The organism is Streptomyces sp. QH1-20 (genome assembly GCF_041283565.1).
GTDB lineage: Bacteria > Actinomycetota > Actinomycetes > Streptomycetales > Streptomycetaceae > Streptomyces > Streptomyces syringius.
Window position 1 is genome coordinate 4,222,534 of the sequence record NZ_CP166299.1, and the last position, 16,835, is coordinate 4,239,368.

General features: G+C 73.5%; 12 protein-coding genes and 1 tRNA gene. 9 read left to right on the top strand and 4 right to left on the bottom strand.

Annotated features, from left to right (window positions below):
- The first annotated feature begins 214 nt into the window (after positions 1 to 214).
- Positions 215 to 1,390: a serine hydrolase domain-containing protein gene (locus AB8O64_RS19015; RefSeq protein ID WP_370420164.1), complete on the top strand. Its 1,176-nt coding sequence runs from the start codon at positions 215 to 217 to the stop codon at positions 1,388 to 1,390.
- Positions 1,391 to 1,520: 130 nt separating this feature from the next.
- On the opposite strand, the gene AB8O64_RS19020 is transcribed toward AB8O64_RS19015, so the two are convergent.
- Positions 1,521 to 2,186 carry a GGDEF domain-containing protein gene (locus AB8O64_RS19020; RefSeq protein WP_370420166.1) on the bottom strand — a complete coding sequence of 222 codons (666 nt, stop codon included), beginning with the start codon at positions 2,184 to 2,186 and terminating at the stop codon, positions 1,521 to 1,523.
- Positions 2,187 to 2,786: 600 nt separating this feature from the next.
- On the opposite strand from AB8O64_RS19020, the gene AB8O64_RS19025 reads away from it, so the two are divergent.
- The 7 genes from AB8O64_RS19025 (at position 2,787) to AB8O64_RS19055 (ending at position 9,291) form a co-directional block, all read left to right on the top strand.
- Positions 2,787 to 3,092 (top strand): hypothetical protein, encoded by a 306-nt coding sequence (locus AB8O64_RS19025; protein ID WP_370420167.1) that lies wholly within the window; start codon positions 2,787 to 2,789, stop codon positions 3,090 to 3,092.
- Positions 3,093 to 3,431: 339 nt separating this feature from the next.
- Positions 3,432 to 4,343 (top strand): bifunctional MaoC family dehydratase N-terminal/OB-fold nucleic acid binding domain-containing protein, encoded by a 912-nt coding sequence (locus AB8O64_RS19030; protein WP_370420169.1) that lies wholly within the window; start codon positions 3,432 to 3,434, stop codon positions 4,341 to 4,343.
- Entirely contained in the window at positions 4,340 to 4,738 is a 399-nt protein-coding gene (locus AB8O64_RS19035; RefSeq protein WP_370420170.1) for a MaoC family dehydratase, read from the top strand. Before AB8O64_RS19030 ends, AB8O64_RS19035 begins: the two co-directional genes overlap by 4 nt.
- Positions 4,735 to 5,901 (top strand): lipid-transfer protein, encoded by a 1,167-nt coding sequence (locus AB8O64_RS19040; RefSeq protein ID WP_370420171.1) that lies wholly within the window; start codon positions 4,735 to 4,737, stop codon positions 5,899 to 5,901. The genes AB8O64_RS19035 and AB8O64_RS19040 overlap by 4 nt, the downstream gene beginning before the upstream one ends.
- A 111-nt stretch (positions 5,902 to 6,012) precedes the next feature.
- Positions 6,013 to 6,852 carry a DUF1906 domain-containing protein gene (locus tag AB8O64_RS19045; protein ID WP_370420172.1) on the top strand — a complete coding sequence of 280 codons (840 nt, stop codon included), beginning with the start codon at positions 6,013 to 6,015 and terminating at the stop codon, positions 6,850 to 6,852.
- A 153-nt stretch (positions 6,853 to 7,005) separates the two neighbouring features.
- Entirely contained in the window at positions 7,006 to 7,536 is a 531-nt protein-coding gene (locus AB8O64_RS19050) for a SigE family RNA polymerase sigma factor (protein WP_356458530.1), read from the top strand.
- A 99-nt stretch (positions 7,537 to 7,635) separates the two neighbouring features.
- A complete protein-coding gene (locus AB8O64_RS19055) occupies positions 7,636 to 9,291 on the top strand; it encodes a long-chain fatty acid--CoA ligase (RefSeq protein ID WP_370420174.1) in 1,656 nt (551 codons plus the stop codon).
- Positions 9,292 to 9,403: 112 nt separating this feature from the next.
- On the opposite strand, the gene AB8O64_RS19060 is transcribed toward AB8O64_RS19055, so the two are convergent.
- From AB8O64_RS19060 to AB8O64_RS19070, 3 genes are all read right to left on the bottom strand, one after another.
- On the bottom strand, positions 9,404 to 10,909 hold the full coding sequence (locus AB8O64_RS19060; RefSeq protein ID WP_370420175.1) for a GMC family oxidoreductase: 1,506 nt from the start codon (positions 10,907 to 10,909) through the stop codon (positions 9,404 to 9,406).
- A gap of 285 nt (positions 10,910 to 11,194) precedes the next feature.
- Positions 11,195 to 15,847, bottom strand: coding sequence for a PAS domain-containing protein (locus AB8O64_RS19065; protein ID WP_370420177.1), 4,653 nt, complete (start codon positions 15,845 to 15,847; stop codon positions 11,195 to 11,197).
- Positions 15,848 to 16,038: 191 nt separating this feature from the next.
- Positions 16,039 to 16,482, bottom strand: coding sequence for an SSI family serine proteinase inhibitor (locus tag AB8O64_RS19070; RefSeq protein WP_370420179.1), 444 nt, complete (start codon positions 16,480 to 16,482; stop codon positions 16,039 to 16,041).
- A gap of 259 nt (positions 16,483 to 16,741) precedes the next feature.
- Here AB8O64_RS19070 and AB8O64_RS19075 point away from each other — a divergent pair.
- Positions 16,742 to 16,831 (top strand) — tRNA-Ser (locus AB8O64_RS19075).
- The last annotated feature ends 4 nt before the right edge of the window (positions 16,832 to 16,835 follow it).

The window sequence follows — 16,835 nt, forward strand, 5'->3', positions numbered from 1 at the left end:
ATCCTCACAACGAGTGAAAGGGTGATGGGCGGAGCGTAGTCACTCGGTTGCCTAAACCGCCCGGAAAAGTGACAGAACCGCCAACTGGCGTTCGCGGGCCGACAATCAGCCCGCGTCCGCCGCGCGGCGGCGGCGTCACGGCAGAACGTCAACCCGCCGCAGCGATCAGGAGTCCTCCTGGATACCGAATCCAGCTAGGGATGGGGAAACTCGCATGGCCACGTACGCCTTACCTCGCGCTCTGGTCGTCCTGGCACTGGCGGGAGCGGTCGCCGCGACCGCGGCGGCACCGGTGCCCGCCGCACCGCGGGCCGGCTCGCACCACTCCCCTTACTCCACTCACTCCGCGACGCAGGACGCCCTCGACGCGATCGTCCGCGGGGGGACGCCCGGCGTCCTGGCCCGGTCCGATCGTGCGGGCGAGGCCTGGAACGGCACCTCCGGTGTGGCGGACCTTCGCACCGGCCACCCGCGCCTGCCGCAGGACCGGTTCCGCATCGGCAGCCTGACCAAGACCTTCGTCGCGACCGTCCTGCTGCAGCTCGCCGCCGAGCCCGCGTACGGCCTCTCGATCGACGACACGGTGGACAAGTGGCTGCCGGGCCTGGTGCGCGGTAACGGCAACGACGGGCGCCGGATCACCCTGCGCCAGCTCCTCCAGCACACCAGCGGGCTCTACGACTACATCAAGGACCCTGAATTCCGCGCCAAGTTCACCGGCACCGCCTTCTTCGCCCACCGGTACGACGGCGCCACGCCGGAGTCACTGGTGCGGATCGGCCTCGCCCACGGGCCGAGCTTCGCTCCTGGCAAAGGCTGGTCCTACTCCAACACCAACTACATCCTGGCCGGCATGGTCATCGAGAAGGCCACGGGCAACAGCTACGCCTCCGAGGTGGAACGGCGCATCATCAGACCCCTCGGGCTGCGCGGGACCACCGTCCCCGGCACGTCGTCGTCGGTGCCCGGCCCGCACGGGCGGCACTACTCCAAGCTCTACGTGAAGGACCCCGCGGCTCGGACCTACGACGTCACCGACTTCAACCCCTCGGTCTCCGGAGCCTCCGGCGAGATCATCTCCACCACGCGCGACCTGAACGTCTTCCTCCGCGCCCTCCTGCGCGGCAAGCTCCTGCCTCCGGCCCAGCAGAAGGAGATGTTCACCGGCCACGACCTGGGGGACGGCCGGTCGTACGGCCTCGGAATCAGGTCACAGACGCTCGAGGCATGCGGAGTGAAGGTCTGGGGGCACTCCAGCGAGATCCCCGGCTCCCTGACCCGCACAGCGGCCACCGCCGACGGCGAACACGTCCTCACGCTCAACCGGAACAGCGACTGGGGCGGTCAGACACTCGAACAGGCGGCAGTCGAGGCGGAATTCTGCCGGTGACCCGTCCGGGTAACCGTTGATCACTGTGCGGGCGGCTACGGCCGCCCCGCACCCGGCGTCCCGTGGCGGCCCGCCGTCAGGAGGCTCCGTCGGTCGAAACCTCCGTCGGCCGGCCGCCACGAGGTGTGTGTCATGAAGCGGTCCTCCGGGCCGTCGGGGCCAGCAGCGTCAGATGCGTGCCGGGACGACCGGCCCGGCGGCCGTTCGTGGTGCCGTAGACATCGGCCGGACCGGCGGGCTGCCAGTGCAGGCCCAGACGCTTGGCGGTGTACATGGCCTCGTCCGCGCCGCGCAGCAGATCCGACAGCCCGGCGCCCGGCCGGTCGGCCGTGCGGCACACGCCGATCGAGGCCCGGGGCGAGAGGGTGACGCCGCCGGTGTCGAGCGGGGCGGACAGGGCGGCCGAGAGGCTGTACGTCATCTCCGCGTCGACATCGGCGTCCGGCGCGAGACGGACCATGGCGGTGAACTCGTCGCCCCCGAGACGGGCCGCGAAGCCGCCCCTGGCCCGGCACCACGCGTCCAGCCGCTTCGCGACCGCCGCGAGGACCTGGTCGCCGACGGCGTGCCCGTGGGTGTCGTTGATCTGCTTGAAGCCGTTGAGGTCGAGGAGCAGAACCGCCGCCTGCGGGTGCCGGATGGCACGCAGGGAACGGGTGGTGAATTCCTCGCGGCACATCAGTCCGGTCAGCGGGTCCCTGCGGGCGCTGCGCAGCCGACGGACCAGGAAGCAGGCGTGGACGGCCCAGCCTATGGACGGCACGGCGATCGGTAAGGCCTGGAGTATGAGGTTCATCTGACACCTTCCTGGAGGCGGCCGACGGCGTCGCCGACGGCATGGAGTCTGCGCGAAGCGGGCAGAACGGCGGTCGAGCGTGTCTCGACCGCCGCTGGAGTGCGTGGTGCGTGTGTCGGGCGCGCGTCCGAAGTGCGAGTCGGCGTGCTGATCCCGGCGGTGGGCGGGCCGGTCGACGGGCCGCCCATGCTGGACGTCCCCCGTTTCCGCAGCGAGGGAGCGGGGGCGGCGGCGCGGATCTCCCGGGCGGGCCGCGCAGGGCCGTATGCCCTGGGGCCGGACGGCGTGGACCACCCCATCGTTCGACCTGCGCGGGGAGCGCCCGGGGGGCATGTCCGAGATTGGCCAAAATCATGCCGAAACGTTTCAGTGCCCGGGGTGTACGGGCTCCGTGGGCAGGGTGAGGACCTCGGGCGGGGGCTTGAGGGAGTGGCCGGGGTTTATTCCTGAGTGCTCATGCTTGCGAGGGAATGGTGAAAGACGGGTGGTTCGGTGGGGATTCGGTGGGCAACTCTTGGAGCGCGACGACGTCGAACCATCGCCTGGCGGTCGGCCAACTGCCCGGCAATAAGCAGTAGTTCCGTTCTGGAGGAAATTGATATGGCAAGTTCCCGTACCGCCGCCCGCGTCGCCGCCGCTGTAGCGGCCCTGCCGATGGCCGCCGTGCTGTTCTCCGGTGTCGCCCAGGCCGACGACGGCAACCAGGTGGCGAACCGGGGCTCCAACGCCGCTGCGGCCGCGATCGTGGGCAGTGGTGTCGGTGACGACAACGAGGGAAACTCCACGACCGGCCAGCAGCAGGCCACGGGCACCGGAGCCTCGAACCAGAACAACACGGCCAGCGTGATCAGCTCCGGCCCCACCGAGATCCGTCAGCAGAACATCGAGGTGATCTTCGCTGACTGATTGAACCCGAGGCGCCGCCGGGGGCAGGGGTGACCCCGGGGCGGCGCCGCTCAATGGGGAGAGAGTGGACAGGGTCCGGAAGCGTGGCGGCACGGTGTGCCGCTGCGCTTCTGTTTTTCGCCGGACGGGCTTGATGTGGCTGAGCTCAGCCACATCAAGCCCGTCCGGCGATTGAGGACGCGCCCGCAGGGCGCTCACCGCCGCAGGCGGCAAGACGGCCCGCAGTCGAAGATCCGCCGGCTAGGCGAGAGGCGGCACGGACGGGCCCGGCAACCCTTGACGCCGCCGTATATCTGACGGACAGTCAGTTATACGGCGACCGCGACCGAAGGGAGCCCCGTGAGCGACCTGTACCAACGGCTGCGCGCCTTCGAGGGCCGTCCCGCCGCCGTCTCCGGGGAGGGCAGGGAGCCCGTCAACTCCTCGATGATCAGGCACTGGTGCGAGGCCCTCGGAGACACCGACCCCGCCTACACCGGCAAGGACCCCGTCGCCCCCGCCACCATGCTCCAGGCCTGGACCATGGGCGGGCTCTCCGGCCACCAGAGCCGCTCACCCGCCATCGACGAGCTCTTCGCGCTGCTCGACGACGCGGGGTACACCGCCGTGGTCGCCACCGACTGCGAGCAGGAGTACCTACGGGCGCTGCGGCCCGGTCAGACGATCACCTTCGACTCCGTCATCGAGTCGGTCTCGCCCCGCAAGACGACCCGGCTCGGGGCCGGGCACTTCGTCACCACGCGCATGGAGATCCGGGCCGACGGCGAGCCCGCCGGGACGCACCGCTTCCGCATCCTGAAGTACGCGCCTCGTAAGGCCGTCGAGGAACGGGCGGCCGAGCGGCCCCGGCCCGTGATCAACCGGGACAACGCCGGGTTCTGGGAGGGCGTCGCCGCCCACCGACTGCTCTTCCAGCGCTGCGACGCGTGCGGGACACCGCGCTTCCCGTGGCTGCCGGGGTGCGGGAGCTGCGGCTCGCCGGAGTGGACGGCGGTCGAGGCGTCCGGCGCCGGGACGGTCCACTCGTACGTGGTCATGCACCACCCGCCCTTCCCCGCCTTCGACCCGCCGTACGCGGTCGTCCTGGTCGAACTCGCCGAGGGCGTACGGATGATCAGCAACATCACCGGGGTCGCGGCCGACCGGGTGCGGGTCGGAATGCCGGTCACGCTGGAATTCCTGCGGGTGGCCCCGGACCAGGAACTGCCCGTCTTCCGGGCAGTGGCCCCCGAGGAGGTGGAGACGTCATGAAGCCGGGCAGCACCCTCCCCCCGCTCACCGTCCCCATCACCGCCACCCTGATCATCGCGGGCGCCATCGCCTCCCGGGACTACAAGGACGTCCACCACGACCCCGAAGCCGCGCGGGCCGCCGGTTCCCCGGACATCTTCATGAACATCCTCACCACCAACGGTCTCGTCGGCCGCTACATCACCGATCACCTCGGGCCCGGGGCCGTCCTCCGCAAGGTCGCCATCCGGCTCGGGGCGCCCAACCACCCCGGCGACACCCTGGTCCTCACCGGGACGGTCACCGCCGTACGGGGCCGGACCGCCGAGGTCGCGGTCGTCGGGGCCAACCGCCTCGGCCGCCATGTGTCGGGGACCGTGACCGTCACCCTCCCGGAGCCGGAGGCCACCGCGTGAGCGCCCGGCAGGCCGACAGCCTGGGTGGCAGGGCCGCCGTCGTCGGGATCGGTGCCACGGAGTTCTCCAAGGACTCCGGGCGCAGCGAACTGGCCCTCGCCGCCGAGACCGTCCGGGCCGCGCTCGCCGACGCCGGGCTCACGGCCGCCGACGTCGACGGCATGGTCACCTTCACCATGGACACCAGCCCCGAGATCACCGTCGCCCAGGCGACCGGCATCGGCGAGTTGTCGTTCTTCTCCCGTGTGCACTACGGCGGCGGGGCCGCCTGCGCCACCGTGCAGCAGGCCGCGCTGGCCGTCGCGAGCGGGCTGGCGGAGGTCGTCGTCTGCTACCGCGCGTTCAACGAGCGCTCCGGCCGTCGCTTCGGCTCCGGCGTCCAGCGGCGCGAACCGTCCGCCGAGGGGGTGGCGCTCGGCTGGGCGCTGCCGTTCGGGCTGCTCACGCCCGCGTCCTGGGTGGCCATGGCGGCCCGCCGCTATCTGCACACGTACGGCCTGGAGCCCGAGGTCTTCGGGCACGTCGCCGTCACCGCCCGCCGGCACGCGGCCACCAACCCGGCCGCGCACTTCCACGGCCGGCCGATCACGCTCGCCGACCACGCCGCGTCGCGCTGGATCGCCGAGCCGCTGCGCCTGCTGGACTGCTGCCAGGAGACCGACGGCGGCCAGGCGCTCGTCGTCACCTCCGTCGAGCGGGCCCGCACCCTGCGGCACCCGCCCGCCGTGATCGCCGCCGCGGCGCAGGGCGCCGGCCGGGCGCAGGAGCAGATGACGAGCTTCTACCGCGCCGATCTGACCGGGCTGCCCGAGATGGGGCTGGTGGCCCGGCAACTGTGGCGCACGAGCGGGCTGGCGCCGGGCGACATCGACGTGGGCATCGTCTACGACCACTTCACCCCCTTCGTGCTGACACAGCTGGAGGAATTCGGGTTCTGCCGGCCCGGCGAGGGCGCCGACTTCGTGGCGTCCGGGGTGCTGCCGCTCAACACCCACGGCGGGCAGCTCGGCGAGGCGTACCTGCACGGCATGAACGGCGTGGCCGAGGCCGTGCGGCAGGTGCGCGGCACCGCGGTCAACCAGGTCGCGGGGGCACGGCACGCGCTCGTCACGGCGGGCACGGGGGTTCCCACGTCGGGGCTGATTCTCCGCGCGGAGGGGTGACGCACGGCGGGCACGGGTGTCCCTACGTCCGGGCTGATTCTCCGCGCAGACGGATGACACGGAGGGCGTGTCGGCGCGGGCGGCCGGAGCCGGGCACCTTCACTCGCGGTTATGGACCGACGAAGAAAGATCATCGGATATCTCGTCGCCCTGACGGCGGCGGCGGCCCAGGTGGTCGGCGGGGCCGGACCGGCGTCGGCGGGCGATCGCGGCGACCCCCGGAACGAGGGGGCGGTGATCTTCCGTGGCAAGGGCATCGATGCCTGCCAGGCCCCGTCACTGAACACCCTCAGCGCCTGGCAGAGCTCCCCCTACGCGGCGGTGGGCGTCTACTTCGGGGGCCGTGCCCGCGCCTGCCCGAACCAGCGCTATCTCAGCCGGAGGTGGCTGACCGGCGCCAAGGACCTGGGCTGGCGGGTCCTGCCCGTCTACGTCGGCTCCCAGTCCCCGTGCGCCTCCGCCGTCCACAAGCGGGGCTACGCGATCAGCGCCGACGAGCCGTGGGACCAGGGCATCGAGGAGGGCGAGGACGCCGTGCGCCGGGCCGCCGCCTACGGCATCGGCCGCCACAGCCCCCTCTACCTCGACATGGAGGCCTACAACTACCGCGACGCCGACTGCGCCCGGGTCACCCTGTCCTTCATCCGCGGCTGGACCCGCGCGGTCGACCACCTGGGCTACATCGCCGGCTTCTACAGCAGCGCCAACGCGGGCGTACGGCACATGGACCTCGCGCGGCGGGACGGGCGCACCTCCCTGCCGGAGGTGATGTGGTTCGCCCGCTGGGGCGGCTCCCCCTCGACCGCCGGAGAGCCGAACCTGGGATCCCGGGCCTGGACCCCGCACCGGCGCATCCACCAGTACGCGGGAAACGTCACCGAGACGTACGGCGGCCGCACGCTGACCATCGACCGGAATCAGATCGACGCACCCGTCGCCATCATCAGATGAGGTCATTCGCTCCGTGACGTACCCCAATACCGACCCTGACCCCCATCCCCCTCCAGGAGGTGGGGACAGCCCCACCACTACGACCTGAGGCTGACCGTTCTTCGGCACCTGCGGCCGATCCGCGCGGACGGGCGCACTCCTAGCGTTGAAGACATGAACACGTCCGTGTGCACCAGCGCATCCACCGCCGTGTACCCGTCGTTCTCGTCGTACGTACGGGCGCGTGGACCGGTCCTCCAGCGCACCGCCCGCGCGCTCACCTCGAACCCGTGCGATGCCGAGGACCTGCTGCAGACGGCTCTCACCAAGACGTATCTGGCCTGGGAACGCATCGAGGACCACCGGGCCCTCGACGGCTACGTACGCCGGGCGCTGGTCAACACCCGCACCTCGCAGTGGCGCAAACGCCGGGTCGACGAGTACCCCTGCGAGGAGCTTCCCGAGCGCGAGGCGGCCCCCCAGGCCGACCCCGCCGAGCAGCAGGTGCTGCGCGACGCCATGTGGCGCGCGGTGCGCCGGCTGCCGGAGCGGCAGCGGGCCATGGTCGTCCTCAGGTACTACGAGGACCTCACCGAGGTGCAGACCGCCGAGCTGCTCGGCGTCTCCGTCGGCACCGTCAAGAGCGCCGTCTCGCGCGCCCTCGGCAAGCTGCGCGAGGACCCCGAACTGGCCCATGCGGCGTGATGCGTCCGTCACCCCGCAGGTAGTGACTTACCGGGAGACACCACAGCACAATCAGCGGACAAATACCCGTCCGTAACCCGGTCTTTCGGGAGGCCCCCGGTGCTGAGCACGATGCAGGACGTACCGCTGACAGTGACCCGCATTCTCGTCCACGGTGCGCTCGTGCACGGGGACGCGAAGGTCACGACCTGGACCGGGGACGGCGAGCCGCACCGCCGTACCTTCCGAGAGGTCGGCGATCGGTCCTCGCAGCTCGCCCACGCCCTCCGCGACGAGCTGGGGGTGACGGCCGACGAGCGGGTCGCGACCCTCATGTGGAACAACAGCGATCACCTTGAGGCGTATCTCGCGATCCCCGCCATGGGCGCGATCCTGCACACCCTGAACCTGCGGCTGCCTCCCGAGCAGCTGGTCTGGATCGTGCGGCACGCCGCCGACCGGGTCGTGATCGTCAACGGCACGCTGCTGCCGCTGCTGGCACCCCTGCTGCCGCACCTCGACTCCGTCGAGCACGTCGTCGTCTCGGGCCCGGGCGACCGGTCCGCGCTGGAGGGCTGCCGCCCCCGCGTGCACGACTACGACGAGCTGATCGCGGGCCGCCCCACCGAGGGCTACGACTGGCCGGAGCTGGACGAGCGGCAGGCCGCCGCCCTCTGCTACACCTCCGGGACGACGGGCGAGCCCAAGGGCGTCCTCTACAGCCACCGGTCGATCTACCTCCACGCCATGGAGGTCAACGCCGCCGCGTCCTTCGGGCTGACCCCGGCCGAGATATGTCTGCCGGTCGTGCCGATGTTCCACGTCAACGCGTGGGGGCTGCCCTACGCCGCGTTCATGGCGGGCACCTCGCTGCTGATGCCCGACCGTTTCCTGCAGCCCGCGCCGCTCGCCGCGATGATCCAGAGCGAGCGCCCCACGGTCACCGCCGGCGTCCCCACCATCTGGCAGGGGCTGCTCGCCGAACTCGACACCAACCAGCAGGATGTCTCCTCCCTGCACACTGTGATCAGCGGTGGTTCCGCCTGTCCGCCCTCCCTGATGAAGGCGTTCGAGGAGCGGCACGGGATGCGGCTCATCCAGGCCTGGGGCATGACCGAGACCTCGCCGCTGGGCTCCGTCGCCCGCCCGCCGGCCGGGCTGAGCGAGGAGGAGGCGTGGCCCTACCGCGTCACCCAGGGCCGGCTGCCCGCCTCGGTGGAGTTCCGGCTGGCAGGGCCCGGCGGCGAGTACCTGCCGTGGGACGGCACGTCGGCCGGTGAGCTGGAGGTCCGCGGCCCCTGGATCGCCGGCTCCTACTACGGTGGCGCGGCGAACGAGCCCTTCCGCCCCGACGACAAGTTCAGCCCCGACGGCTGGCTCCGCACGGGCGACGTCGGCACGATGACCCCCGACGGCTTCCTGACCCTCACCGACCGGGCGAAGGACGTCATCAAGTCGGGCGGCGAATGGATCTCCTCGGTCGAGTTGGAGAACCATCTGATGGCCCACCCGGAGGTCGCCGAAGCCGCCGTCGTGGCCGTCCCGGACGAGAAGTGGGGCGAACGCCCGCTGGCCGCCGTGGTGTTGAAGGACGGCTCGGCCGTCGAGTACGCCGCGCTGCGGACCTTCCTCGGCGAGCGAGTCGCGCGGTGGCAGCTCCCGGAGCGCTGGGCGCTGGTCCCCTCGGTGCCGAAGACATCGGTGGGCAAGTTCGACAAGAAGGTACTGCGCAAGCAGTACGCCGACGGGAAGTTGGACGTCACCGTCCTCGGCTAGCAGGTGGTGTGGGCAGGGGCCCTGGGTTACCGATGTGCCCAGGGCCCCTGCCGTTCGCCGCGCCGCCTGCCGCGGGGGTCGGCCGGGCGCGGGGTCTGTGGAGGTGTACGGATCAGATCTGGCGGGCGATGTGCTCCGCCGCGGCGATCACCGTGAGGTTGGTGGCGGCCGAGGGCACGTCCGGGAAGATCGACGCGTCCACCACCCGTAGCCCCTCGACCTCGCGCACCGCCCCGAGCCGGTCGGTGACGGCGGTCGGGTCGTCGTCGGCGCCCATCGGGGCGGTCGAGGTGGGGTGGTGGTACGTGTCGAGGGTCGCGATGACCGACCGTTCGATCTCCTCGTCACCCCGGGCGCCCGCACCGGGGCTGATCTCCTCGGTGATCAGCCCGGCGAGCGGCTCCGCCGCCCCGATCCGGCGGGCGAGCCGCACCCCCTCCAGCAGCCGCCGGCGGTCGGCGGGCTCGGCGAGGAAGTTGAGGTCGATGCGCGGCGCAGCCCCGGGGTCGCGGCTGTCGATCGTCAACGTCCCCCGGGATTCGGGCCGTACGAGCGCCACGGCGAGGACGAAGCCGATGCCCGTCGGGCTCTGGTCGTGGTCGTACAGGTGCGTCGCGGTGATGTGCAGATCCAACTCCCCGCCGCCCGCCTCGGAACTCGCCGTCCACACCTTCGCGCCGATCACGGGGATGCTCGCCCCGAACCTCTCCGGGTCGGCGGCGTAGGCGTTGCCGGAGAAGGGGTGGTCCTGCAGACGCCGTCCCACGGGCAGATCGGCGACGAGCGGGATGCCGAGCGCGGCCAGATCGTCCGCCGGACCGATGCCCGAGCGCAGCAGGATGGCGGCGCTGCCGTACGTACCCGCCGAGAGGATCACCTCCGGGGCGCGCAGCTCCGTGCCGTCGGCGAGGACGACGCCCCGCGCCCGGGAGCCCTGGAAGAGGACCCGGTCCACGAGGGACTCACCCCGGACGATCAGATTGCCCCGGGAGCGGACCACCGGCGTCAGATAGGCCATGCCGGTGTTGACGCGCACCCCGTCGCGCACGTTCATCGGATACGGGCCGACGCCCTCGGGGTCCGCGCCGTTGAAGTCGTGGCAGGCCCGGATGCCCACCGACCGGGCCGCCTCCATGAAGGCGCGCTGCATGGGGCTGACGTCGTCGAGACCGAACTGCTCGACCGGCAGCGGGCCGGTGCGGCCGTGGAGCGCCTCGTCGCCGCTGTCCGTGGACTCCAGGGCGATGAAGGCGGGCAGCACGTCCTCGTACGACCAGCCCTTGAGCCCGGCCGCGGACCAGCGGGCGAAGTCCGAGGGCAGCGCGCGGACGGCGACCGCGCCGCCCGTCGCGGAGCTGCCGCCCAGCACCTTGCCCCGGGAGGCGTCGATGCAGTGGCCGATGAAGCCGGGTTCGGAGCGATAGCCCCAGTCGTGACCGGTGGCACCGCCGAAGACATTGCTGGAGGCGACGGCCTCGGGGTAGGCGTGCGGCCCGTACACGGGACCGGCCTCCAGGAGCAGGACGACCCGGGAGGGGTCCTCGGAGAGACGAGTGGCGAGCACGGCTCCGGCGGAACCGCCGCCGACGATGATCGTGTCGTAGGTGCGGTCACTCATGACGTCTCTCCTCCGTCGTCCTCGCCGATCGGGGTCGGCCTGGCGAGATTCGACGCTACGGAGAACGGCTGATTCGGGAATCTGTCATCGCATCGGTCAGTGGGCCGGCAGATGACCTGCGCCGGGACCGGGCGGATGCCAGTAAACGACCGCTGACCTGCGGGAATGTGAGGCTCGCGAGTCCAGACGGCATGCTGTCGGCCACGGCTCGTTGGCGCGATCGATACGGGGGAGGCGGGCCCGGTGTCGTGCGAACGGCCCCGGCACCGGGGCCGGGGCCGTCCGTCAGTTGGTCCCTATCTTCGCCAGCAGATCCACGATGCGCCCCTGCACCTCCGTGCTCGTCGACCGCTCCGCGAGGAAGAGGACCGTCTCGCCCGAGGCCAGCCTCGACAGTTGGGCCGGGTCGGTGTCGGCGGAGGTGTAGACGACGAGCGGGGTGCGGTTCAGCAGGCCGTTGCCGCGCAGCCAGTCGACGATGCCCGCGCGGCGGCGCCGCACCTGCATCAGGTCCATGACCACCAGATTCGGGTGCGTCTGTGCCGCGAGCGCCACCGCGTCCGCGTCCGTCGCCGCCCGCGCCACCTGCATGCCGCGCCGCTCCAGCGTCGCCGTCAGGGCGTCGGCGATCGGCTCGTGCTCCTCGATGAGCAGCACGCGCGGTGGGTGCATCTCGCTGTCGCGCGGGGTCAGCGCCTTCAGCAGGACGGCCGGGTCGGCCCCGTACGCCGCCTCCGCCGTGGCCTGCCCGAGCCCCGCTGTCACCAGCACCGGCACCTCGGCCGCCACGGCGGCCTCGCGCAGCGACTGCAGTGCGGTACGGGTGATCGGCCCGGTCAGCGGGTCGACGAACAGCGCGGCCGGGTACGCCGCGATCTGCGCGTCCACCTCCTCGCGCGATTGCACGATCACCGGGCGGTAGCCGCGCTCGGTCAGCGCCGCCTGCGTCGAGTCGTCGGGCGCCGGCCACACGAGGAGGCGCCGCGGGTTGTCCAGCGGCTCCGGCGGCAACTCGTCGTCCATCGGCGGCCGTCCGGCCGGTGCGGCCCCGGTGACCTCCACGGCGCCGTTGGGCCCGTCGAGCGGCTCGGGGCCCTCGGCGGCGCCCTCGTCCGGTGCTCCTATGGCGAAGGCACGGCCTTCGGAGGCGTCGCGCAGCCGTGGCCGCGCGGCGGGCGCCGGAGCGCCCTGCGCGTCGGCCTGCGCGGGCTCCCGCTCGCCTTCGGCCGGATTCCCGAGCTTGCGCCGCCGCCCGGACCCTCCGACGGGCGTCCCCGCGGCGGGCGTCCCGCCGAACGGCACGCCCTGCCCCAGCGTCCGCACGCTGAACCCCCCGCCGGGCGCTTGCTGCGCCTGCTGGGCCGCCCCCGGCTCCTCGGCGAGCGCACGCCGCGCGCGCCGGCGGCCGGTGGGCGGCGTCGCGTCGGCGACGGCCTGCGGGTCGGCTGTCGTGGCGTCCGGGCCGGGTGCGGGCGCGCCCGGCACCTCCGCGCCCGGAGGGGCGAACGGCGGGGGACCGGCGGCTGCCGCCGGTCCGTCCGTGCCGGGCGCGGCTGTTGGCGCGTCCGGCGGGGTGGCCGGGCCGTACGGGACGGGGCCGGTCGGTGCGGGTGCGGCCGTGCCCGGGCGGGCGAACGGCGGGGGCCCGGCCGGGGCCGGACCGGTGGTGTTCGCGCCGGGCCCCGCGGGAGAAGCGGCAGCCTCGGTGCGGGCAACACCTTGCGGGGCGGCCACGTCGGGCGTCGTCCCGCGCGGATGCGGGGCGTTGGCGCCCGCGAAGGCGAACGGTGCGGGCCCGTCGGGGCCCTGCGGGGTGGTGCGGGGCTGGGAGGGCGTGCCCGTCCCGGCCGCGTCAGGCGTTGCCCCTTGCGGGGGCGCGGTGTTCGCGCCCGGGAGGGCGAACGGTGCGGGACCGGTGGGCGCCGCCGCGGTGCCGGGACGCTGCGGGGGCGTGGGCGCGCCCGGCGCTGTTCCGGGGGCGCGCGTCGAGGGGACGCCCGCGCCACCGAAGGGGGCGGGGCCGTCGGGTCCCGCGGCGCCCTGTGGGGCATTCGGGCCGGCGGGGGGTCGGGAGGGCGTGCCCGCCCCCGGTGCGTCAGGTGCCGCCCCCTGCGGGCGCGCGCCCGGTGTGGGTGCGGGGGCGTGCGTCGAGGCGATGCCGCCGAGGCCGAAGGGGACGGGCCCGCCGGGGCCCGCGGTCCCCTGCGGGGCGGTCGGCCCGGCGGGGGGCCGGGAAGGCGTGCCCGCCTCGGACGCGTCAGGTGCCGCCCCGTGCGGCTGCGCCGGGCGGCCGGCCGCACCCGTGGCGGGCGGGCCGCCGGGTGCCGTGGTGCCGGGGCGTCGCGGAGGCCTGGAGTCCCCCGGTGCGCCCGCCACGCCCCGGGCCGGCTCGGACGGGCGTGCCGGGGCGACGCCCGCGATGCCCGCGAGGCCGAACGGCACGGGTCCGACCGGAGCCGGGCTGCCCTGGCCGGGGCGGGGCGCCGTGCTTTCGCCGGTGTCCGCCGGGTCGGTCTGACCGGGCGCCCCGCCCATGGCGAACGGTCCGCCCGGAGAAGAGGCGGCACCGGCCGTGGTGTTCGGGAGCCGGGAACCGTCCGGGGCGGTGTGAGGAGCCGGGCCGCCCGGGCGCGGCCCGGTGCCGGGCGCCGCGTCGGCCCGGGGAGAGCCGCCGGGGCCCGCGTGCGGCTCGGCGTGGGCGTCCGGCCCGTTCCCGATCCTCCGACGCGCGTCGGCGTGGGCTTCCTGCCCCGGAACGGGCTTGCGGTCGGCGTCGGCCGGGGGGAGGGCGAACGCGGGGCGCGGGGCGTCCGGTTCGGCGCTCGTCTGGCCGGGGATCGGGCGGTTCGGGGCCTCCGCGAGGGCACGGCGGGCACGACGGCCCGTGGGGGCGCCGGCCGCGCCGGAACCGTCCGGGTGCTCGGCCTCGGGCGTCCGGTCGGCCTCGGCGGGCGGCAGCGCGAACGCCGTCCGGGGCCCCTCGGCCTGCGAGGCCTGCGGGGCCTGCGCGGGCTCCCGCCGGGCCCGGCGCCCGGTCGGCGCCGTCGCCTGCGGGGGCACCAGCCCGGCACCGTCGGTGCCCTGGTCCGCCGCTTCCGAACCGCCGCCGCGGCCGTGCCGGTTGGCCCGCGCGGCTTGCTGCGCCTCGGCGTCCGCCGCCAGGGGCGGCTGCTCCTCCTCGGAGCTGCGCCGCGCCCGCCGCCGCCCGGTGGGCTGCTGGGCGGCCGGCTCGCCGCCTCCTTGCGGCTCCGCGGGCTCTCCGGGCTTCTCGGCGGGAGCCAGGAACGCGTCGGTCCGCGACTGGCCCCGGCCGTCCGTCGCGGGCGCGGCCGTGTCCCGGCGGGCCCGCCGCCCGGAAGGCCGGTCGGAAGCGGCCTCCTCGGCGGGAGCCTCCGCCGTGCCCCGCGCGCGCTGCGCGGGCAGCGGCATGACCGTCGTCGCGTTCTGCGTGTCCCCGGCCGTGGACCGCTCCGTGGGCTCCGGCACCGGGCCGCCCTCCGCGGAGACCGGCACCTCCAGGACGTACGCGTGCCCGCCCGCCGCACCCGGCACCTCGTGGGTCTGCAGCACGCCGCCGTGGCGGCGCACGATGCCCTCGACCAGGGGGGTGTGGACCGGGTCGCCGCCGGGGAACGGCCCCCGGACCTCGACGCGGACGACCTCGCCGCGCTGCGCCGCAGCCACCACGATCGTGGAATCGCCGGCCGGACCGGTCGTGCCGCCCGTCGCGTCGACACCCGCCACGTCCGCGATGAGGTGCGCGAGCGCCTGCGCGAACCGCTCCGCGTCGACCTCCGCCTCGATCGGCGGCGCGTGCACCGCGAACTGCGCGCGCCCCGGACCGATCAGCTCGATCGCACCCTCGACGCCCGCCGCCACGACCGTGTCGAGCGCGACCTTCTCCCGCACGAGCTTGCTCTCGCCCGCGTCCAACTCCTGATAGGCCAGGACATTGTCGACAAGCGTCGCCATCCGCGCGTATCCGGCGGACAGATGATGCAGGATCTGATTGGCCTCGGGCCACAGCTGTCCGGCGGGATCGGCGGCCAGCGTGCCCAGCTCGCCGCGCAGCCGCTCCAGCGGGCCGCGCAGCGAGTCGCCCAGCACCGCCAGGAGCTGCGCGTGGCGGGCGGCGAGGGCGTCGTACGCGCGGCGGTCGGTGAACGTCATCACCGCGCCGACGAGCTGCTCGCCGTCCCGCACGGGCGCCGTGGTGAGGTCGACGGGCACCGAGCGCCCGTCCTTGGCCCACAGCACCTGCCCGCGCACCCGGTGCTTGCGCCCGGAGCGCAGCGTGTCGGAGATCGGCGACTCCTCGTACGGGAAGGGGGTGCCGTCCGCGCGGGAGTGCTGGATCAGGGGGTGCAGCTCCTGGCCGCCGAGGTCGCTGGCGCGGTAGCCGAGGATCTGCGCGGCGGAGGGATTGACGAGGACGACCTTGCCGGCGGTGTCGACGCCGACGACGCCCTCGGCGGCCGCGCGCAGGATCATCTCGGTCTGGCGCTGCTGCCGGGCCAGTTCGGCCTCGGTGTCCACCGTGCCGGTCAGGTCCCGCACGACGATCATCAGCAGCTCGTCGCCCGTGTAACTGGCGTGGTCCGCGTACGGGGTGCGGCCGTCCTCGAGGTTGGCGCTGGTGACCTCGACGGGGAACTCCGTGCCGTCCGTGCGGTGCGCGACCATCCGGGTCGGCTTGGTGCGCGCGTCGGCGGTGTCCGGCAGCCGCATCGAGCCGGGGATGCGCCGGGAGTCGAATTCCGGCAGCAGGGAGAGCAGTCCGCGCCCGACGAGCCCGGTGCCGGGCACCTCGAAGGTCTCGAGCGCGATGTGGTTGGCGTTGACGACCGTGCCGTTGCAGTTGACGAGCAACAGGGCGTCGGGCAGGGCGTCGAGTATGGCTGCGAGGCGAGCAGCGCCTCGGGATGGCCTGCTGCTCACGACGACGCTTCCTCCCTGGGTTACCGCACCTTGCCGACCCGCTCCGGGCGGCTCGGCGCTGCCCGCTGGCGTGTCACTGAGGGGAGTCTACGGGCTGTGGAGGCGGGCGCGACGGCGGATGGCGGGTGCGGTGGGATACGTCGCGGGGCACCTCCGGGGCGTCTCGGCGCAGGCCCGACATGCCCCCCGTGTCAGTCCTTGGGGGTGCTCCCGGGGTCGCCGAGCAGCTCGGAGAACTTGTTCCACCGGGCGATTTCGCACCCGTTCGTCCGGTTGAATCTGGCATCTACCGGACGTCCCGCCCAGGTGCCGGTCACCCGCGCCTTCTGGTCGCCCCCGTAGATCATCGTGCACATCGCGTCGGGGGATACGGGCGCGAAGGTGTCCTTGCCCCACCGGGTCTGCCCGTCGAGCTGGGCGCACGCCTTCTTCGCGCGCGGGTGCGTGCCGCCCGCGGGGTGGCAGTAAAGCTCGTACGTGCCGTCGAAGGAGCCGCTGTCGGTCACCGTGACGGTGAGGTGGTCGCCGTGCTCGTAGGGGAGGGGCAGCGGCATGGGGGCGGCCACGGCGGGGGCGGCGAAGAGAGCCGGGGCCAGCGCGGCGACGGCGGCGAGGGTGAGACGGCGGAGCGGCATCGCGGTACTCCAGAGGTACGGACGGGCTGGGGCCGCGGCGTGGTTCGCCGGGCCCTTCACCTGACTAACGCGCCGGAGGGCCGGGCGTTGCGCACGAAAGGGCACCAAGTGACGGGGGAGAGGAAGAAGGGGAAATTGCCAGGGGGAATTGCTTTGCCCAGGAGTCGGGAAGCCCGGTACCGTGGACCACGATTGGTGGCGAGCCGCTGGGCTGTGTCATCATCGGCACGCACCACCTCACGCATGCGCGGGGTGTGCTGGAGGCTTCGCCTAGTCTGGTCTATGGCGCCGCACTGCTAATGCGGTTTGGGGTAACCCCCCATCCCGGGTTCAAATCCCGGAGCCTCCGCTCG